21 protein-coding genes are annotated in these 20,869 nt (G+C 38.2%); 18 read left to right on the top strand and 3 right to left on the bottom strand.

Annotated features, from left to right (window positions below; translation table 11 throughout):
• The first annotated feature begins 272 nt into the window (after nucleotides 1-272).
• Nucleotides 273-1,814, top strand: a complete 1,542-nt coding sequence (guaA, locus tag DWX73_RS06670; protein ID WP_118348039.1) for a glutamine-hydrolyzing GMP synthase — start codon at nucleotides 273-275, stop codon at nucleotides 1,812-1,814.
• A 111-nt stretch (nucleotides 1,815-1,925) separates the two neighbouring features.
• On the opposite strand, the gene DWX73_RS13955 is transcribed toward guaA, so the two are convergent.
• From DWX73_RS13955 to DWX73_RS06660, 3 genes are all read right to left on the bottom strand, one after another.
• Complete coding sequence (locus tag DWX73_RS13955) at nucleotides 1,926-2,201, bottom strand: hypothetical protein (RefSeq protein WP_330413517.1); 276 nt, start codon at nucleotides 2,199-2,201, stop codon at nucleotides 1,926-1,928.
• Nucleotides 2,198-3,187: a site-specific integrase gene (locus DWX73_RS06665; RefSeq protein WP_330413516.1), complete on the bottom strand. Its 990-nt coding sequence runs from the start codon at nucleotides 3,185-3,187 to the stop codon at nucleotides 2,198-2,200. The genes DWX73_RS13955 and DWX73_RS06665 overlap by 4 nt, the downstream gene beginning before the upstream one ends.
• 186 nt (nucleotides 3,188-3,373) lie before the next feature.
• Nucleotides 3,374-4,048 carry a helix-turn-helix domain-containing protein gene (locus DWX73_RS06660; protein ID WP_242996678.1) on the bottom strand — a complete coding sequence of 225 codons (675 nt, stop codon included), beginning with the start codon at nucleotides 4,046-4,048 and terminating at the stop codon, nucleotides 3,374-3,376.
• Between the two features lie 287 nt (nucleotides 4,049-4,335).
• On the opposite strand from DWX73_RS06660, the gene DWX73_RS06655 reads away from it, so the two are divergent.
• From DWX73_RS06655 to DWX73_RS06570, 17 genes are all read left to right on the top strand, one after another.
• Nucleotides 4,336-4,614: a hypothetical protein gene (locus tag DWX73_RS06655; RefSeq protein ID WP_242996676.1), complete on the top strand. Its 279-nt coding sequence runs from the start codon at nucleotides 4,336-4,338 to the stop codon at nucleotides 4,612-4,614.
• A 129-nt stretch (nucleotides 4,615-4,743) separates the two neighbouring features.
• On the top strand, nucleotides 4,744-5,190 hold the full coding sequence (locus DWX73_RS06650) for a hypothetical protein (protein ID WP_147334780.1): 447 nt from the start codon (nucleotides 4,744-4,746) through the stop codon (nucleotides 5,188-5,190).
• Between the two features lie 350 nt (nucleotides 5,191-5,540).
• Nucleotides 5,541-5,864, top strand: a complete 324-nt coding sequence (locus tag DWX73_RS06645; protein WP_147334779.1) for a plasmid mobilization protein — start codon at nucleotides 5,541-5,543, stop codon at nucleotides 5,862-5,864.
• Entirely contained in the window at nucleotides 5,855-7,288 is a 1,434-nt protein-coding gene (locus DWX73_RS06640; RefSeq protein WP_118348033.1) for a relaxase/mobilization nuclease domain-containing protein, read from the top strand. Before DWX73_RS06645 ends, DWX73_RS06640 begins: the two co-directional genes overlap by 10 nt.
• A gap of 62 nt (nucleotides 7,289-7,350) precedes the next feature.
• Nucleotides 7,351-7,890, top strand: a complete 540-nt coding sequence (locus DWX73_RS06635) for a hypothetical protein (protein WP_118348031.1) — start codon at nucleotides 7,351-7,353, stop codon at nucleotides 7,888-7,890.
• Nucleotides 7,891-8,203: 313 nt separating this feature from the next.
• On the top strand, nucleotides 8,204-9,385 hold the full coding sequence (locus tag DWX73_RS06630) for an SAVED domain-containing protein (RefSeq protein ID WP_147334778.1): 1,182 nt from the start codon (nucleotides 8,204-8,206) through the stop codon (nucleotides 9,383-9,385).
• Nucleotides 9,386-10,540, top strand: a complete 1,155-nt coding sequence (locus DWX73_RS06625) for a nucleotidyltransferase domain-containing protein (protein ID WP_118348027.1) — start codon at nucleotides 9,386-9,388, stop codon at nucleotides 10,538-10,540.
• Nucleotides 10,530-11,036, top strand: a complete 507-nt coding sequence (locus DWX73_RS06620; RefSeq protein WP_118348025.1) for a hypothetical protein — start codon at nucleotides 10,530-10,532, stop codon at nucleotides 11,034-11,036. The genes DWX73_RS06625 and DWX73_RS06620 overlap by 11 nt, the downstream gene beginning before the upstream one ends.
• A gap of 4 nt (nucleotides 11,037-11,040) precedes the next feature.
• Complete coding sequence (locus DWX73_RS06615) at nucleotides 11,041-11,301, top strand: hypothetical protein (RefSeq protein ID WP_118348023.1); 261 nt, start codon at nucleotides 11,041-11,043, stop codon at nucleotides 11,299-11,301.
• Nucleotides 11,298-12,044 carry a helix-turn-helix transcriptional regulator gene (locus DWX73_RS06610; protein ID WP_158556831.1) on the top strand — a complete coding sequence of 249 codons (747 nt, stop codon included), beginning with the start codon at nucleotides 11,298-11,300 and terminating at the stop codon, nucleotides 12,042-12,044. The genes DWX73_RS06615 and DWX73_RS06610 overlap by 4 nt, the downstream gene beginning before the upstream one ends.
• 138 nt (nucleotides 12,045-12,182) lie before the next feature.
• Nucleotides 12,183-12,473 (top strand): hypothetical protein, encoded by a 291-nt coding sequence (locus DWX73_RS06605; RefSeq protein ID WP_118348018.1) that lies wholly within the window; start codon nucleotides 12,183-12,185, stop codon nucleotides 12,471-12,473.
• A gap of 95 nt (nucleotides 12,474-12,568) precedes the next feature.
• A complete protein-coding gene (locus DWX73_RS06600) occupies nucleotides 12,569-12,976 on the top strand; it encodes a hypothetical protein (protein ID WP_118348016.1) in 408 nt (135 codons plus the stop codon).
• Nucleotides 12,977-13,321: 345 nt separating this feature from the next.
• On the top strand, nucleotides 13,322-14,401 hold the full coding sequence (locus tag DWX73_RS06590) for a Piwi domain-containing protein (protein WP_118348012.1): 1,080 nt from the start codon (nucleotides 13,322-13,324) through the stop codon (nucleotides 14,399-14,401).
• Nucleotides 14,402-14,568: 167 nt separating this feature from the next.
• Nucleotides 14,569-14,793 carry a helix-turn-helix domain-containing protein gene (locus DWX73_RS06585; RefSeq protein WP_118348010.1) on the top strand — a complete coding sequence of 75 codons (225 nt, stop codon included), beginning with the start codon at nucleotides 14,569-14,571 and terminating at the stop codon, nucleotides 14,791-14,793.
• Nucleotides 14,794-14,930: 137 nt separating this feature from the next.
• Entirely contained in the window at nucleotides 14,931-16,547 is a 1,617-nt protein-coding gene (locus tag DWX73_RS06580; protein WP_242996675.1) for a class I SAM-dependent DNA methyltransferase, read from the top strand.
• Nucleotides 16,544-17,638, top strand: a complete 1,095-nt coding sequence (locus DWX73_RS06575; protein ID WP_118348008.1) for a restriction endonuclease subunit S — start codon at nucleotides 16,544-16,546, stop codon at nucleotides 17,636-17,638. The genes DWX73_RS06580 and DWX73_RS06575 overlap by 4 nt, the downstream gene beginning before the upstream one ends.
• 140 nt (nucleotides 17,639-17,778) lie before the next feature.
• Nucleotides 17,779-20,868 carry a type I restriction endonuclease subunit R gene (locus DWX73_RS06570; RefSeq protein ID WP_118348006.1) on the top strand — a complete coding sequence of 1,030 codons (3,090 nt, stop codon included), beginning with the start codon at nucleotides 17,779-17,781 and terminating at the stop codon, nucleotides 20,866-20,868.
• Nucleotide 20,869 lies beyond the last annotated feature (1 nt).

The following is a 20,869-nucleotide window of genomic DNA, read 5'->3' as shown; positions in this document are numbered from 1 at the left end:
TCACACTATTACAAACAAGTACATATAAAAACATAAAATTTGACATAAAAAATGCAGGTTTTATAAGGCCTGCAAGGTGATTTTCAATGATTCAACTGTCAAACTCCCGTGTAAGTGCAGATAAGCCCTATGCAAGAGAATTTTTAGAGATTTAGAGAATTCTCTTGTCAATTTTCCATTGCTACATTATAATAAAAACGTGTTATTGGCGTTTGTAATGTCAGTGGCATTTTTTATTTGGAAAACGAGAACCTATTTGAGGAGGAAAATACGTGAAAAACGAATTAGTAATCGTTCTTGATTTCGGAGGACAATATAACCAGTTAATCGCAAGACGTGTCAGAGAATGTAACGTTTATTGTGAAGTTCATCCATACACATTAAGTTTAGAAAAAATTAAAGAAATGAATCCAAAAGGAATCATTTTTACCGGAGGACCAAACAGTGTTTACGGAGAAGATTCTCCGAGATGCCCGAAAGAAATATTTGAGCTTGGAATTCCGATCTTTGGTATCTGCTATGGTTCCCAGCTGATGGCATACATGCTTGGCGGTAATGTGGCAACAGCACCGGTCAGTGAATATGGAAAGACAGAAGTTGCTGTAGATACTACATCAAAATTATTTGAAAATGTATCACCAGATACAATTTGCTGGATGAGCCATACAGACTATATTGAAAAAGCGCCGGAACATTTTAAAATTACTGCACATACACCAGTATGTCCGGTGGCTGCTATGGAACTTCCAGAGAAAAATCTTTATGCGGTACAGTTTCACCCAGAAGTTATGCATACCCAGGAAGGAAGCAAAATGCTTAGTAATTTCGTGTATAACGTATGTGGATGCAAGGGTGACTGGAAAATGGATTCCTTTGTTGAAAAAACAATTCAGGAAGTTCGTGAGAAAGTTGGCAGCGGAAAAGTATTATGTGCATTGTCCGGCGGTGTAGATTCATCTGTGGCAGCGGTACTTCTTTCCAAAGCAGTTGGCAAGCAGCTGACTTGTGTCTTTGTAGATCATGGTCTTCTTCGTAAAGATGAGGGAGATGAAGTAGAAGCTGTATTTGGCCCAGAAGGTCATTATGATCTGAACTTCATTCGTGTAAATGCACAGGATCGTTTTTATAAAAAACTTGCCGGAGTAGAAGAGCCGGAAGCAAAACGTAAAATTATCGGAGAAGAATTTATCCGCGTATTTGAAGAAGAAGCACAAAAAATAGGTGCGGTAGACTTCCTTGTACAGGGAACAATATATCCGGATGTAATAGAATCCGGACTTGGAAAATCAGCTGTCATCAAGAGTCACCACAATGTTGGAGGACTTCCGGACTGTGTTGATTTTAAAGAAATTATTGAACCGCTTCGCCTGCTCTTTAAAGATGAAGTAAGAAAAGCGGGACTGGAATTGGGAATTCCAGAATACCTTGTATTCCGTCAGCCATTCCCAGGTCCTGGACTTGGTGTACGAATTATTGGTGAAGTTACACCGGAGAAGGTACGCATCGTTCAAGAAGCAGATGCAATTTATCGTGAAGAAATTGCAAAAGCCGGTATTGCATCAACGTTAGGTCAGTATTTTGCAGGATTGACTAACATGCGTTCTGTTGGATGTATGGGCGATGAGAGAACTTATGATTATGCAGTTGCATTACGCGCAGTTCTTACAAGTGATTTTATGACAGCAGAAAGTGCAGAACTTCCTTGGGAAGTATTGGGAAAAGTGACAACCAGAATCGTTAATGAAGTAAAAGGGGTTAACAGAGTACTGTATGACTGTACTGGAAAACCGCCGGCAACGATTGAGTTCGAATAGTAGCCACAAGTCTGGGAAGCCTTATAAACAGGGCATTCCCGGACTTTTTCTTTTGCTCTGCTACTATTTTGCTACTAACCGCAACTACTCTATTTCACATCGTTTTGTTTTTTAAATAGCTTTTCTTTGAGGCATCGGGATTACTTTTCCTGATGCTATTTCTTTTGGCATAGGACCATATGGAAGTCCTGCATTGGCATATGCTATATCCGGAGTAGCTGAATCACTTGCCATGTTACTATCATAGGAAATTCCTATAGTTTCAAGCAGTGGATTTCCCATTGGTGGCTCCGGTGTTGGCGTGACACCAACCGTAGCTGCAAGTTGTTCCAGATTGCTGACAAGCTCCTGCTGTTTATGTGGAAACAGATGGGAATAAGTATTCAATGTTGTGGATACCTTTTCGTGTCCAAGCCTGTCTGCGAGGATAAGTGCATCACACCCCTGATTGATAAGTAACTGGCGTGCGAGTGGCGGATATCATGGATACGTATCCGCTTTACGCCTGTTTTCTTACAGCCACGTTCCATCTCATGTGAGAGATAGGATTTGGTAATAGGGAATAGCCTCTCGTTCGGAGCAAGCATATAGCGGGAATTCATATACTCCTGCAGTTCCTGACACAGGAAATCCGGAATCGGAACTTTTCGCTTGCTTTTTCTTGTCTTTGGGGTGGTAATGATATCCTCTCCGTGAAGACGCTGATAGGTTTTGTTGATATCGATCTGTTTTGCAGCGAGGTCGATATCAGCAGCAGTAAGAGCCAGAAGCTCCCCTTCACGCATTCCGGTCCAATACAGTACCTGAAAGCAGATATAGGATAGAGGCTTGTTCTTAATGCCCTCACGAAAAGCAATATACTCATCATAAGTCCAGTAATCCATTTCTTCTGCCTTTGCCTGTCCGATGCTTCCTGCCTGACCACAGGGATTTGTGTTTAAATCGTAGAAGCGTTTTGCGTAGTTAATCATGCAGGTGAGCTGATTATTGATGGTTTTCAGATAAGTTTTTGAATATCCTTTTGGGGAATTCATCAACTGATTCTGCCATCTTCTCACATCGGAAGCCTTGATTTCGTTGATTGGCTTCTTGCCAAAGAAAGGCAGGATGTGAGTTTCACAAATATGCTTCTTGGTCAGGATGGTTGACTGCTTCAGGCGGGCGGTCATATCTTCCATATAAAGTTCGTAGAGATTCTGGAAAGTCATATCCGGGTTAGCGGACTGCTTTTCAAGAAAATCCCTTTCATAAGCCAGAGCTTCCTTTTTGGTGGCGAAGCCTCGTTTCCACTTCTGTCGGTTATTGCCCTGCCAGTCCGTATAGTAGAACTTGCAGAACCATTTACCAGTCTTGTTGTCTTTGTAAGCTGGCATAAACATCATCTCCTTTGTAAATTGTAGGTATCTTTAGAATTATCCGAAAATCTTGTATCGGATATTGTTCTAAAGCAGAACCGCATAATGCGGTATGTATCGCACCAGCTTGAAAATTCAAGTTATGGGTGCATTTTTCCAAAGGCTATGATATAATCTACAATTTTGCAAAAATAAATGAGTTTTTTAGTTGCCCTCTTCTTTGGTAGAAACAATCTGAATGGTTGAATAATCGGGTTTCTTTTTTATTCCCTTGTTCTTTTTTGCTTTTTCTCTCTGTGAACTGAAATCAGAGAAGAAGCTGTCAGAGTAATATTCCAAAGTTTCTCTTTTCCAGGTTTCAAACTGTTCCTGACTTATGGAGCCGCTTTGTAAAGCGGCAAGTTTATTCATCCAGTTTTCCATAAAGAGACAGAAGTCTGCATTATAGGTTCCGTTTCCTTTGCCGTCAACCATGAGGGCTGAAGTCCATTCAGGATTTTCAGGCGGTTTGGTGCAGGAGAGTTGGAATGCAATATCTTTAATCTCTGTTATGGCAAATAAAGCATTGATAACGTCTGACAGGTTATGGAAGCGATAAGATGGAAAATCCTCTTCTGCGGATACGATACCAATCTTATCAGACTTTGCTTCCAGAAGCTCCTGCCACGGAATATCCAGTTCATCAGCCACCTGTTTGATTAAATCAATCTTCATGGTGATTTCGCCGGATTCGTATTTTTGAATGGTACGCTCCGACTTATCAAGTCTTTGGGCAAATTCTTTCTGCGTTATCTTTAACTGTCTGCGGCGTTTCTTAATTGCATTACCGATTTCCTCTGCGGTATACATGGCAAAACGCTGGTCATCTGATAAAGCCATATCATCACCTTCCTTTTATTACTGTTACTGTTCAGTTATTTTGATTCGTGTTTTGCGTAAAAATAAGAAATCCGTATCAAAAACTAACTGATATATAACGTTATAAATACTATACCATGAATGAATACGAATTGCAAGTGCGTATTTTTGTAAAAATCCATTGACATGTTTTAAAAGATGTATTATGATTAAACACGAACTAAAAATACGGGTTATAACTTGAGTGATTTAACAGAAGGTTTTGAATCCGTATCTATAATGCAAATTTAATGGAAAGGAGGAGACGTATGATAACAACAAAGGAAGCATTTATTGATGCAAAGGAAGTCAGTCAGATTCTGGGAGTTGGTATGACAAAGGCATACGCAGTTATTAAGGCATACAATGCCGAACTGGATGCTAGAGGGTACTACACCATGCGTGGGAAATGCCCCCGTAAATACTTCGAGCAGAAGATTTACGGATATGCAGATTACTACAATCCGGGTGATGACCTGACGCGAAAAGCCGGCATGGTGGCTGAGGAATGCGGCTATCAGGCAAAAGAAAAAGTCCAATCCGATTAGGAAAGGACTTGGTTGCAAAGCCAAAGCTTCGCTATGTATCTCGCAAATACATTATAGCAAAAGCATTTGGCTGTTGCAATCAAAAGATATCTGAAGCGTATGAACCTTGGAAACCGGAAAGGAGGCAGTATGGCACGTGGTGACAGTGTGACAATCAGCTTCCGTCTGAACCTGAACAGGGAAGAAGATATGGAAATCTGGAGTTTTTTGACCGGAGGTGCCATAGAACCCTGTTTTGGAGATAAGAGCAAGTTTATAAAAAGTGCGTTGATAAGGGTGGTTCAGGGCATAAAGCAGGATGAGAGAGAGAAGCGTCTTGTTTGTGAGTTGAATGCCCAGAGAGAGGCAATCCAGAATGCAATGTCTGGAGAAGCAGACAGGATTATTAATGCAGTGAAGCTGATTGTCGAGGAGCAAGTGAAAGGTCTGGCTGTAATGCAGACTGATAATCTGATATCACATGAGATATCGCAGACAACACTGGGAGAAAGTGAAGAAACTTCCAAAGTTTCTGAAGAATCTTTGGAGATATTGGATGATGATATTGCGAATTATGCGATGTCGTTTTTGACGTAACTGTGGCAAGTAGGTCATAAGAAGTTAATACACCTGGTATTACAAAGTTATAAAAAGTAATACCGGGTGTGATACAGGTTATTTTATGGTAATACCGACAGTAATACAGATGGGAGCTAGTAGTACAGCTGATATTACAAATAATTGCCCCGAATGGGGCATATATGTAGAGGGTCTTAGGGGGGATTTTGCTCCCCCTAACCAGATTCTGTAAAACGCACTGCGTTTTACGTATCTGGCAAATTCTCTCTACACAAGTTTTGGAAACAGGGTAGCCTAAAGGGAACTTCCAATGACGGATAAAGAAAAAGAAACGAAAGAAGGGATTGCTTATAGGACGAAGAAGACAATTGATAGAACCAAGGAAGAATTTTACCATCCGCTTGTCGGATGAGGAACGGGAGCAGGCAGAGTATGATGCCAAAGCCAACAACATGAAATTATCGGATTATGTAAGGTATCTGATTACTCATGGTGGAAGAGTAGATACAACGCTTGCTTATGACAGACGGAATCTAATCAGTCAGATTTCCGGTCTTTGCAACAATTACAACCAGATGACAAGAACTGCTAACGGGTGTGGTTATGTCTTTGACAGCACCATGCGGACGGGAAATCATCTGCTTGAACAGATAAAGGACTTATTACAGGAGGTGGTGAACAGGTGGCAATAACCAAGATGATGCATATGAAGGCAAGCAGCAAGGCTCGAATAGACATTCATCTGGAGCATTCCATCAACTATATTTTACAACCGAAAAAGCTTGGGGAAGCAAATCTGGCAGGCGGTATCAACTGCCTGCCGGAGATGGCTTACCAGCAGATGAAGGCGACAAAGCAGATGTTTGGCAAAACCGGAGGAAGGCAAGGATATCATTTTGTAATATCCCTGAAACCCGGAGAGGGAACACCGGAGATTATGTATGATATTGCAATGCGGTTTGCCAAGGAGGCATTTGCAGGGGAATATGAGACGGTGGTGGCTGTCCATACAGACAGGGAGCATCTTCATGCCCATATCGTAATCAACAGTGTAAATATGGTGACCGGATACAAGTTTCAGTGTCGGGATGGTGACTGGAAATACAAATTCCAGCCCATAACCAATAAGCTCTGTGAAGAATACGGACTTCATATCACTCCGGCTGAATACAGCAAGGAACCGAAGAATATGGCAAGACCACAGTGGGAACGTGAGCAGGCATTTTCCAAATGGATCAAGCAGGATGCCTTATTTTGTGCCATTAGTGCAGAAAATATGGAGCATTTTATTTTCCTTCTGGAGAAGCTGGGATTTGAAGTAAAACAGGGCAAGCATATCGCTGTAAAGATTCCGGGGATGAAGCGGTTTAAAAGACTGGATACCATTTCGGAGGATTTGAGCAGGGAGAGTCTGGAAGCTATGTTTCGATATGGGAACGCGAGTCTTGCATCTCCTGTAAATCGAACTGTTTCATTGCTGCCGGTCAGAAAAGCTGTTCTTACACCGTACCAGAGAAAGTGCTATGCAAGGATGTATCGTTTGCGGCTGGCTGAGAAAAAGCGGTTTACTTATAAATCTGCTTATCTGTATGAGCAGATACGGAAAATGCATGAGCTTCAGGAAGAGTATCTGGTGGTGGTCAAGTATGATGTGAAGTCATATGGAGATTTGTTCCGCTTGAAGCTACGATTACAACAGGTGGATGAGGAACTGTGCAAGGCACAGAAGGAAATGTACAGGGACAGGGTTTTACAGAAAAGGTCATGCAAGACTGCGGAAGATTTGGAATTGTCTGAAGCTTCGGAGACTGAATACCGGGAGCGTTTGGAACAGATAAAGCTTCAAAAGAAGGATAATCGAAAGAAGTTGAAAGCGGTGGAACGGTGCCTTGAGAGGGATGGAAGTCTGGCAGAGGCTGAATTGGAAATGCGGATACCGGTTGGAGATATGGAGGATATGGCGGAGGTTGTAGAAGATAATGTGCCGGAGAATCCATATCGGGTGCCTGAGGTTGTGGAAGTAGAGAATACTGCTTTGGATGATGCTGTTGAGGCAGATGTAATTGCGGAACCAGAGTTTGAAGCGGTTGTAGATGATGAGCTGAAACAGAGGTAGAAACGTTTGCAGAGACTGCCATTACAAATGCTGAAAGCACTGTAGAAACAGATACTGATGTCATGGCTGTGAATGTTGAACCTGGCTTACAGAATGATGATATTCGGGAGTATGGTGAAACGATGAGATTACCAGCTGATAAGGCTGATTATATGAGAATGAGTGTAGCTGAAAAAGTCCGTTGTTATCCGTTTGATACCAAAGGAACAGATTCGGCGTTTGCGATGGTAAAGGCTTATTTTGAAACTGTGGGGCTAAGCACAGATTTTAGTTCTGTCTATGAGGAAGCCAAGCTTTTGACAGACTATTATGAGGAGCATAAGTCAGAAGAATTTATACAAGAGCGAGCGGAACAGATAAAAGAAAAGATGAATATGTTGGGTATTGATGCGGGGAAGATTTCAGAGTGTCCAGTGGATGTGTTATCTAAGGTTTTTAATTATGGAGATATGGAGTATTTTGCCGGGATTAAGATGTTTAATCGTGTGATTGATAAGTTGGGAGTCAATATGGCACATCAGGAACGATATGAAGTGTTCGACAGGATATATGAGGAGGGAATGCAGGCAAAGAAGGACGAGTATAAAAGAAATAGTAGATGAGTTTTGATGGTTTGGGTGCTATGGCGAGTGTTATAGTACCTGAATTTATTTTAGTAGATATTTAATAAGTTATAATTTTTTCTTGTGTGTCACATTAATGCGACATATAATATAATAGGATAGAGTTATAAAAGGAGTTGAGAAACATATTTTGAGGGGGTAAGTACTAAATAACGATGACATGAAAAAGGAAGTTTTCTAACGATAAATGTTTATATATGATGTATGTATGTTTAAATTATACTATATTTATGACGGATGAAGTGCAAATACACTATATATAGTTGCTACGTGTTGAAAATGGGAAAAAATTGTGATATTATTTAATGAAACAGAACATAAGTTTGGTGGTGAAAGGATGAAAAGTGATAGAAACAGAGAAATACCAGTTAAAATTGAAAGATCTTTGTGGGGGATATCGGCAGGACGATGTGAATTCGAGGGATGTAATTGTTTCCTTGGTATAAATCCAATTACAATGGAAACTGGAAATTATGGGGAGAAAGCACATATTGAAGCGGTAAGTAAAGGCGGCGCAAGATATAGAGAAGTAATGGACGTTGAAGAGCTTAATTCTACAGATAATCTTATGCTTATGTGTGCGAAATGTCATAAGACCATAGATGACAATCCAGAGATATATCCTGTTGTAAGGCTTAGAGAGATGAAGAAAAGCCATGAAAACAGAGTTTATTGGTTGACTGAATATGATAATGTACAGCAATCGTATATGGTAGGCTATTTTGCAAATATCAAAAATTATCAACCTGAATTTGATAATGTCCAATTTTGTAAAGCATTAGTGAGTGATAAGAAAATCCCGAGTGAAAGATATATTAATTTAATTGGTTCTTCTAATATGCCTTTTAGTGATGGTACAAAAGAGTTCTATTTTGTTCAAGAGAAAGCAATAGAACAGGGCGTGGAAAGAGTCATAAAACAGTGCATTCATGAAAATGAAAATATTTCGATATTTGCACTTGCGCCAATTCCATTGTTAATTAAATTGGGCGAAAAAATCAGTGATATTGCTAATATATCAGTATTCCAGTGCCATAGAAAAGAAGATAAATGGTCTTGGGATAGAGATAATAAGGATATTGTGAATTTTATTATCCAAATGCCAGAACAGGTCAATCAGAAAAGAGTTGCTATAAATATTTCTCTAAGTGCAGACATAATTGATTCTAGAGTAAAGCACACAGTTGGAGAAATATCAACTTACAAGATTACGATTGAGAATCCTAATAGACTTTTTGTTACTAATAAGGGGATTATTGATGATTATATCAAAGCTTTTAGGAATTGTATGGAAACAATAAAGAATGATAATCCTGAAATTAAAGAGGTTCTTGTATTTCCGGCAATGCCTAATTCACTTGCTATTAGAACAGGTATGGATTATATGCCAAAATGTGATCCTACACTTATTATTTATGATCAGGTAGAACAGTCGAAAGACTTCATTGAAACAATTACGATTGGAGGTAAATAAATGGTAGAAGAGCAGAAAAATTATATTAATAAACTATATGAATATATTGTAGATGAAATATCCATATCAGATACAATGTTGGACAAGGCAATTAAAAGTTATGACGCTGTTGGTAAGTGGTTGGGTGATTGTGATCCCAGTTTGGATGTTAAGATAATGCCACAGGGTTCTGTAAATTTAGGAACTGTGATAAAACCTATATCTGATGAAGATGATTATGATATTGATCTTGTATGTCTGTTGAAAAATGGAGGTGAGATGAAGGCATCTGAAATCAAGGAAATAGTAGGTCGAAGGCTTAAAGAACATAAAACATATAATGAAATGTTAGAAGATGAGGGAAAGAGATGTTGGACACTTCGATATGATGAATTTCATATGGACATTTTGCCTTCTGTGCCTAAGAATCATTTATATATTGAACCTGAAAAGACTGAAATAAGGCTGACTCATAAGTTAGATAATGGTTCGTATATTGATAAATTTAGTAATCCAGCAAAATATAAGTTGTGGTTTGAAGACAGAATGAAAACAGTTCTTTTGGAGTCAAAGAGGACTTTTGCAATGAAAAATCAAGTTGAAATAGATGATGTACCTACATATTCTGTAAGAACACCTTTGCAGAAAGCCATTCAGCTTCTTAAAAGACATAGAGATATTTCTTTTGCTAATGACAAAGAAGGGGTAGCTCCAATTTCAATAATAATTACTACTCTAGCTGCAAGGGCGTACAATAATGAGACGAATGTATATGATGCTTTAAATGGGATTCTAAGTCGTATGGCTTACTATATTGAGAAAGATGAAAGTGGAAAATACAAAATATGTAATCCCGTTATGGAAGAAGAGAATTTTGCTGATAAGTGGGCAATTGAGCCAGAAAAAGCAAAAGCATTTTTTGATTGGTTGGAAAGAGCGAAAGAGGAAATTATTACAAAGCCTATGCTTCTTGAAGGTGTGGTTGAGCAAAGTAAGTTGGTTAAATCATGTTTTGGCGATAAGGTAACCAATAGGGCATACAATAGAATTGGAGAAGAAACAAGAATAGCGCGCGAGAATCAAAATCTTTATACAAGTAATCTAAAGGGTGGCGTTTCTACTGTAGTGGATGAAGATTCAAAACCGATACCGGGGCATACATTTTATGGAGAGTAAAAAGAAAAAGTATTTTGGAGAACCGTTGCTTAGACTTGTTGATCAAAAAACAGATTTAGAGCTAATGTATCCAGAATCAAAAGCTAATATTAAAAACGGCGTATTGACGTGGGTTGGGGTTGTTAAAACAGGACCATTTTCTAAAAAATATACAATAAAAATAGAGTATAGAATTGGAAAAAGTCCTTTGACTTGGCTTGTGAATGAAAAATTGGATTCAGAAACATATATGAAAATTCCTCATAAATATAACGCTGATTTCAATGCGGGAACAGTTCAGCTTTGTTTATATAAACCAGGAAATAAAGAATGGATGAAGCATTATTCAATAGCTAAAACTATTGTGCCGTGGGCTATTGAGTGGCTGTATTATTATGAAATTTGGCAGATAACTGGTGATTGGCAAGGTGGGGGAGCTCATCCGACTCCGAAGGCTTGTAGGAATAGTGATAAGTATAAAGAAAAGATTGAAGATAATAAATGTATGAGAGGATAACTTTATGGCGGCAGAACGTAAAGAAAAGGTAATCAGAGTATTGCAGATACTTCAAACAACTGATAAAAAGACCCCAGTCAATGCAACTCAGATTGTGGATAAGCTTGAAAACGAATATGTAATAGGCAAGACGGATCGTCGTTCAATATATAGAGATGTAAAGATGCTTCAGTCTTGTGGCTATCCAATAGAACAGGCAAAGGATAAAAAACAGGCTGGTATATGGACAAGCATGCATTTGATGACTGGGAGATTAAGGTTATGATGGATGCGGTTCAGCAGGCCAGATGTGTATCGGTCGCAGAGGCTAATAAGATTAGAGAAAAACTGTTAGAACTTACCAGCAAGAGAGGAAGAAGTAGATTTTCTCATATGATGATGCCTATATCTTGTAATGTAGAAGTAGATACAAAACTTGGTGAATATATAGAAATAATGCTTGAAGCCATGTTTATGCATAAAAAGATACAATTTCAATACACAGAGATAAACGACAACATGGAGAAGGTTCTTAGACGAGAAGGAAAGGTTTATATCTTAAATCTGTATACGATATATTGGTCGGACAATAATTATTATCTTATAGGGTCGCACGACAATCATGATGGATTGACAAGTTACAGACTTGACCGTGTTGAGAATTTGACAATATCAGAAGAGTATTCGATTGATGCAAAGGAAAAGATAGGTCAAAATCCGGAATTGTATATTCAGGAGTATATTGAAAAGAGTGTGAATCATTTTTCTGGAGAATCCATAAGGATTGAAGTAGAGTATGAGCCAAATCAGGTTACAAACGCAATTTTATATGATTTTGCAGGTAGTAGTGTAAAGGTAAGGAAACAAGCAAATGGAAGTTGCAGAGCTGTGTTTTCAAAGATGAATAGTGTGACACTTACAGGGTGGTTTATGCAGTATGCAAATATGTTTAAGGTGATAGAACCTGAGAAGTTAAGAAATGAATTGCAAGAACAATTAAAAGAAGCAGTAAAAAATTATGAAAAATAAGTGAGAAAGGAAGTCATGTGTTGGCTTCTTTTTTTGTATTAATTTCTACACCAGTCGCATTAATACGACTGGTGATGTCGTAAGATTAAGTTAGCATGGAAATATTATATACAAACTTATATATAGTTGGAGGTTCAAATGGAAAAGGATTTACGTATGGAAGTGTTTTCTTCTAAAGATATTGTCAGAGCAACGTGCTTACATGTATATCAGTTACATACACAGAAGATTGATAACGCATTTTCAATTATCAGAGGTGCTGCATGGAAACTAAGAAATTATTTTCATGTGGGAGTATTTGAAGATGGAAAGAGGATATATACTACTGAGAAAATTGAAGGAACTGTCCCCAATGCCGATTTTACCATTGAATACGAGGGATTTAAGGAACTACCAGTCTGGAGAACAGAAAGATATATTGTGAGTTAATCAAACATTTTATTACACAAAATTTATCAGAGGTAATGGTGTATGATAAATATCGTAAGTATTCATGTAAGAGTAGTGTCACAAGTAAATGGATTATGACAAATCAAGGATTCAAAACATTTATATCTAAGAACAAAGAAATAAGTCTTGAAAGAAAATACAATTTCTGGGTTGAAATATTAGATAATGGAAAGGCTTATCTTAGACTTGATACTGGAAGTATTTTTACTTCAAATCTTACAGTAAATGATTATTTGGTAAAAGGTGTTGACCCTATTGGGATGGAAGTGAAAAATGATTGGGCGAAGAACAATCAGACAGGTATTTTAACGGAAATCTGTGACTTTACAGTTACAGATAAACTGGATTTTGCGGATAGTCTTAAGGCATACTATATTGAGCGTAAAGAAGGATATCGTGTAGAAAAAATCCTGATGATACAAAAGTGGTTAAAGTGGAATTGCAACCGGGTAAATCATATCCATATTATCCGCAGGCGTTGAAACCTGTACTGACAAGAGAAAAAGTTGGACAGATAGATGCTCCTTTTTCGCTTCAGATAGATTCATATGTTAAGAGAGATATGCAAACCAGATTACAGTTGAATATAGATTTTATTAAGGATATAGGTTCTCTTTCTGAGTTGGCTGATTTGGAATTTAACACTGAACATGTACAGTTGAAGAAATAGGATATACAAAAGGAATGGTTCCTTTACCTAAATTGATTTGTGGTAAGGATAAAGCTCTCGAATGTGGCAAGGAATTTCAGGTGTTTAATTATGGATCTATCGGAAGACAGATAGAAAAATAAGGATTGGATACATTTATCCTAAGAATACATTTGACATGATGAAGGCGGTTGTAAATGAAATTTATTCATTTGCAAAGCTTGGAAAGTATCAAGGCGAAAAAGATAAATACATAGTGGAGGGACTACTCGATATTCAGGCAGACCCAATGATTAAGGAAGAATACGAGCTTGGAGATTTGACTGATTATAAGAGAGCTGCCAACAGATTGCAGAAGGTTAAGGGAATAGACATTGTAATTGCACTTATTCCAGACAGCATTGATGAGGATGGACCATATAATCCATTTAAGACAATATGGGCAAAAGCAAATATTCCTTCGCAGATGATAAGTATGAAAACAGCTGAACTATTTGTCAGAGGTAAATCAGAAGGCAATAAATCAAAGTATTACCTTCATAATATTATTCTTGGAATCCTTGGTAAAACTGGAGGTATTCCATGGATTGTAAAAGATATGCCGGGAAATGTAGATTGTTTTGTTGGTCTTGATGTTGCAACAGTTGCAAAGGGAATTCATTATCCAGCGTGTTCAGTAGTTTTTGATAAATATGGCAGGCTACTTGGGTTTTATAAACCTACGACTCCACAGCAAGGAGAGAAGATAACAACAAGAATATTGCAGGATATATTTGATCAGGTGATTTTTTCTTATGAAGACAGATATGGAGAGATGCCAAAGAATGTGGTTATTCATAGAGATGGTTTCAGTAATGAAAACGATGATTGGTACAGGAACTATTTCGGGGCAAAGGGCATAGAGTACAGCATTATTGAAGTCAGAAAGAATGTTAGTTCAAAACTTATCTTACTACAAGATGATAAGGTTATGAATCCTGCAATGGGATACTGTGTTTACAACAATAACAAGGGATATCTGGTTACTACAGATATGAAGAATAAGAAAGGTTCACCTAATCCAATCTTAGTTGAGAAAAAATGTGGTGATGTTTCAATGGCGCATATTCTTACACAGATTCTTTACTTGTCGCAGTTGCATGTGGGTTCAACACATAAAATGAGGCTTCCTATTACAACCGGATATGCGGATAAGATATGTAAAAATAGAGATTTCGTACCCGAGGGTAAAATGGATGATAGGTTGTTTTTCTTGTAAGATAGTTTTTGGCTTCTTGTAAGATTTTTGGGTTAGATATGCTGCTCCCTTTTCTTTGAAAAACGATATCCTATATTCGCAAATGCAAATTGAGTATTCGCAATTTGTGTGGTATAATGGTACCAGTGTTAATTGGCATAGTATTGTTGATGAGAAAGGGAAAAATTATGGCAATTAGTTATAACGGATTATGGAAACTGCTGATTGATAACAACATGAATAAAGGCGATTTATGTAAGAAAACCGGTCTTAGTTCCAGTACGATGGCAAAGATGACAAATGGTGAATCTGTAAAGCTGTCTGTGTTGGAAAGAATCTGCAAGGAACTGAACTGTAATTTTGCAGATCTTGTTGATTATGTTGATGACAGCAAAGTGAAAAAAGAGAAATAAATCGACCAGGAGGAAGAAAAAATGGCGACAAGAAGTACGAAGATAAATCAGAAAGCAGACTTGATATGGGCGATAGCGGATAAGCTAACCGGAGTATATAAGCTCATGAGTATGGTGATGTAATACTGCCACTTACAGTGATTCGACGATTTGACTGTATTTTATCCGATACTAAGGATGCAGTTTTAAGGAAATATGATGAAGTAAAAAATCTGCCGATGAAAGATGTACTGCTCCGTAAGGCATCTAAATTTGATTTTTATAATACAAGTAAATACACATTTGAGCGTTTGATGGATGACCCGGATCATATTGAAGATAATTTCAGAGATTATTTGAATGGATTCTCTGAGAATGTGCAGAATATCCTGGAGAAATTCAAGTTTGACGGACATATTACAACCATGGTAAACAAGGGGATTCTCTACATAGTGCTGAAGGAGTACACAACAGATAGAGGAAATCTGCACCCGGATGAAATCTCCAACCTTGAAATGGGCTATATTTTTGAGGAAATCATCAGAAGGTTTTCAGAGTCCCATAACGAAGATGCGGGACAGCATTATACTCCTCGAGAAGTAATACAGCTTATGGTGAATATCCTGTTTAATGATGACAACGATATTCTTTCCGGTAATAATGTGGCAAAGACCATCTATGACCCTGCCTGCGGAACCGGAGGAATGCTTTCTGTTGCAGAGGAATATTTACATAGTCTTAATGCGTCAACAGAGTTGGTGTCATTCGGACAGGAAATTAACGACCAGACCTTTGCTATCTGTAAATCCGATATGCTGATAAAAGGAAATAATGCGGATTATATTAAGAATGGTAATACCTTATCAGATGACCAGTTTGCCGGGAATACATTTGACTATATTATTTCAAATCCACCTTTCGGTCGTGAGTGGAAGAATGAAAAGGCAAAGGTAGAAGAGGAAGCAAAGCTTGGGTTTGGCGGTAGATTTGGAGCAGGACTTCCTGCAGCAAGCGATGGACAGATGTTGTTTCTTATGACTGCTATTTCAAAAATGAAGGATATAAAACAAGGAGGAAGCCGAATTGCCATTATTCATAATGGGTCTCCTTTGTTTACGGGCGATGCAGGTTCCGGTCCTTCCGAAATCAGAAAATACATACTTGAAAATGATTTACTGGAAGCAATTATTGCCTTGCCAAATGATATTTTCTACAACACAGGTATCGCTACTTATATCTGGGTATTGTCCAATAAAAAAGCTGGAACTGTCCGTGAGGGAAAGGTTCAGTTAATCAATGCCAATGAATTGTATGTGAAGAGACGTAAAGCACTTGGAAATAAGCGTAATGATATTTCCGAGAAGGATATTGCAAAGATTACACAAATTTATGGAGATTTTGTAGAGAATGAGATAAGTCAGATTTATGATAATGCTGATTTTGGATATACAAAGATTGTGGTGGAAAGACCACTGTGTGACGAAGAGGGAAATCCTATTCTGAAGAATAAAAAACCTCAACCGGATGCTTCTCTTAGAGATACAGAAAATGTACCACTCAAGGAAGATATTAAGGAATATTTTGAGCGCGAGGTACTTCCATTTGCACCGGATGCATGGATAGACGAGAAGAAATCCAAGGTTGGGTATGAGATTCCCTTTACAAGATACTTCTACAAGTATGAGGCACCAAGACCATCAGCGGAGATTATGGCAGAAATTATGGAGCTGGAAACAGAACTGTCCGGAAGTCTTGAGGAGGTGTTTGACCTATGAGAGAAATGAAGGATAGTGGGATTCGGTGGATGGGTGATATTCCATCAGACTGGAATGTTGAGCGAGTAAAACATGGATTTGTTAGAAAGAAGGAAGAGGCTCATCAAGAAAACCCAATAGTGCTTTCACTGGCAAGAGCTGGTGTGAAAGTACGTGATATATCGAATAATGAGGGACAGATAGCAGAAAGTTATTACAATTATAATCCTGTTGATGTAGATGATTTGCTTATTAACCCAATGGATTTATACAGTGGTGCGAATTGCAGTATTTCAAAGATTAAAGGGGTAATTAGTCCTGCATATATTAATTTAAGATACTGTGAGGGACACAATCCAAATTATTACGATTATTATTTTAAAGTTCAGTATTGGATGATGGCTTTTTTCGCACATGGAAAAGGTGTGTCATATGAAAATAGATGGACTTTGAATGCAGAAACATTGATGAATTATCCAATAATTGTCCCTCCATACAATGAGCAATGTAGAATTGTTAAGTATCTAGATTCAAAGTGTTCCCAGATTGATGCTATTATAGAAAAACAGCAGACTATCATTGAAAAGTTGAAGGAATACAAATTATCGTTGATTAATGAAGTGACGAACGTAAATGAAGGTATTTCTTGCCATCTTGGATTTATAAGTCAGATGAAAAATGGACTGAACTTCACTGATACATTAGAAGGAATAAGAGTTAAATTTTTGGGGGTTGGTGATTTTAAACAGTATCTCTTTTTAGACAATGAAGAACAGTTTTCTACAGTTATTACGGAGTCAGATATTTCAGAAGATTATTATTTGAAGGATGGTGACATTGTATTTGTCCGTTCAAATGGAAGTAAGGAATTAGTTGGAAGAGCAGTAATGGTAAACAATATTACTTTTCCGCTTACATATAGTGGGTTTTGTATTAGATTCAGAAATATTAGACCTGACATAATTGATAGTAGATTTTTGCTTTATTATTTCAGAAGTCCTGATTTTAGAAAGCAATTAGAAAAATATAGTCAGGGTTCTAATATAAGTAATATGAATCAAGATTTGTTGTCTAGAATGTCATTTACAATTCCTCGATGGAATATCAAATAGATGCATTGGAACAACTTGAGATAAAATGCAAGAAAATAGACGGAAAAATTGATAACACAGAATTATTTATTAATAAACTGATGGAATACAAAAAATCCCTTATCTACGAAGTAGTAACAGGAAAGAAGGAGGTGTAGTCGGTGCCAGATTTTGATGTAAAAGAAAAAAGATTTGAGCAGGATATCGAAGATTACTTGATTCACTTAGGTGGATATACCAAGGGTGAACCATCTTCATTTAACCGTACAAGTGGTTTGGATGAAGGTACTTTTATCGAGTTTGTGAAGAGCAGCCAGCCCAAGCAGTGGGAGCGATTTGTTAAGATTTATGATGTTATGGCAGAGAAACAGTTAATCGACCGTTTTTCCCGTGAAGTAAAGCAGACAAGCCTTCTAAATGTACTGCGTCATGGATTTATAGACCGTGGAATCAAGTTTAGAGCTGTTTTCTGGAAACCGGAGACCTCCTTAAATGAGACAAGCAGAATACAGTATGAGGCTAATATTCTCCATTGTACCAGACAGCTTCATTATTCATTGAAGAATGAGAATAGCATTGATATTGTATTGTTTTTGAATGGTATTCCGGTAGTGTCTATGGAATTGAAATGCCAGTTTACCGGACAGAGTACCACGAATGCAATCAATCAGTATAAGTTTGACAGAGCCGGAAAGGATGCCATATTTGCATTCAAGGAGCGTGTACTGGTGCATTTTGCGGTAGACCTTACAAATGTGTATATGGCTACAAGACTGGAAGGTGCACATACATATTTCTTACCTTTTAATCAGGGAAGTGCTGGAGCCGGAAATGTAGGTGGTAAGGGTAATCCAAATAATCCGGACGGTTATGATACTGCGTATCTATGGGAGAGTGTGTTATGCAAAGACAGACTTCTTGAAATATTGCAGAAGTATATGCACTTACAGCAGGAATATGATAAAAAAGGCAATCTTGTGAAAGAGACAATGATTTTTCCAAGATATCATCAGCTGGATGTGGTAACGAAGCTTCTTGCAGATGTGAAGGAAAATGGTTCAGGTAAGAATTATCTGATTCAGCACAGTGCAGGTTCAGGTAAGTCAAATTCCATTGCTTGGCTTGCTCACAGGCTTTCGGGATTGCACAATGATATGGATGAGAAGATTTTCCAGTCTGTCATTATTGTAACAGATAGGCGGGTATTGGACAGCCAGCTCCAGTCAACGGTTTATCAGTTTGACCATGTAGAAGGAGTGGTTCAGAAGATTGATAAGAACTCACAGCAATTAAAAGATGCAATCGAAAATGGTGCGGGAATTATTATTACAACATTACAGAAGTTCCCGGTTATCTATAAAGAGGTAAATGCAGCAAACAAGAGATTTGCCATTATTGTAGATGAGGCACATTCATCACAGACTGGTGATGCAGCGAAAAAACTGAAACGGGCATTGGCAGATACGGAAGAGATTCTGAAAGAATATGCCGAGATGGAAGAAGAGGAGGAGAAGAATAGAAAGGATGATGAAGATCGTCTTTTGGATGAACTTGCATCTCAGGGTATTCATAAGAACCTTTCCTTCTTTGCATTTACTGCGACACCAAAGGGTAAGACATTACAGATGTTTGGGCAGAAAGACCCAAGTGACCCTGAGGGCAAACGCTATCGACCTTTTCATGTATATTCCATGAGACAAGCTATTGAGGAGCATTTTATTCTGGATGTACTTCAGAATTATATGACATACAAAATGTATTACAAGATTGCGAAGACAATAGAGGATGACCCGGTATTTGATACGACAGCCGGTGCAAAAGCAATTTTGAATTATGAGACATTGCATCCACATAATATTTCACAGAAAACAGCGATTATGTTGGAACATTTTATGAATGTGACCAGACATAAGATGGGTGGAAGGGCAAAGGCAATGGTGGTTACACCATCCAGACTTCATGCAGTTCGTTATGTGCAGGAATTCAGACGTCAGATTCAGGAAAAAGGATACAAAGACCTTGAAGTGCTGGTGGCATTCTCTGGTGAAGTAAATGATGATGGTACGCCCTACACAGAAGAAGGAATGAATAAGACCAAGACTGGAGAGACAATCAAGGAAAAGTCCTTGCCGGAAGCGTTCCATACGGATGATTATGGAATACTGGTTGTTGCTGAGAAGTATCAGACCGGTTTTGATGAACCACTGCTCCATACCATGTTCGTGGATAAGAAGTTATCCGGGGTAAAAGCAGTACAGACTTTATCAAGACTCAATAGAACCACAAGAGGGAAATTGGATACTTTTGTACTTGATTTTGTTAATTCAGCAGAAGATATTAAAGCATCATTTGAACCTTTTTATGAAGAGACAGTATTATTGGAAGAGACTGACCCGAATGTTGTGTATGATATGAAGAATACCCTGGATGGATTTCGGGTATATCAGACTTCAGAGGTAGACAAATTTGCGGATTTATTCTATCAGAAGGAAGAACAGACAGCAGGTGATCTGGGTAAATTGCAGGGACAGCTGCGTCCGGCAGTAGACCGTTTTCATGTATTGGAGATAGAGAGACAGGATGTATTTAAGTCTACACTTGCAAGCTTTAACCGTGTATATGCTTATATCACACAGGTATGCAGACTATTTGATAAGGATATCCATAAATTCAGTGTTTACGCGAAGTTCTTATACACTATGCTTCCAAAAGGTGGTGGAGCAGGCAAGATTGATATAGATGATAAAGTTCTCTTAGAGTATTATCGTCTGGAAAAGGATTACGAAGGACCGATTGAGCTGGAAAGCACGGATGGTGGTTTTACTCCTATCTCTGGAGAAGCCGGACATCGTGAACCTAAGAAAGATCCGCTGACTGCAATTATAGACAAGATAAATGACAAATATGGGACGAATTTTACAGAGATGGATAAGGTACTTGTGCAGATGGAGAATGATTATGCAACGCAGGAGAAGTGGCAAAGCTACGCTAAGAATAATGACCGTTCCACATTTATGTTGCTATTTGCAAAAGATTTCCCGAACATGGCAGCAGAGCGATATGAGCAGAACGACCAGTTCTTCCGAAAGCTTTTCGATGACCCGGATATGATGCAGCAGGTTATGGAAACAGTTGGTTCCGTACTCTATGAGAGATTAAAGAAAAAGTTTATTTTTGACCCAAAATCAGGGGTGGTAGAGGAAGCAACGCCTGAGACGTATGTGGAAGATACATATGTGACTAAGTTTTAGA

This window comes from Coprococcus sp. AF21-14LB (assembly GCF_003458885.1).
Lineage (GTDB): Bacteria > Bacillota > Clostridia > Lachnospirales > Lachnospiraceae > UBA9414.
The sequence above is the reverse complement of the archived record's forward strand: the minus strand, read 5'-3'. Positions and strand labels throughout refer to the sequence as shown.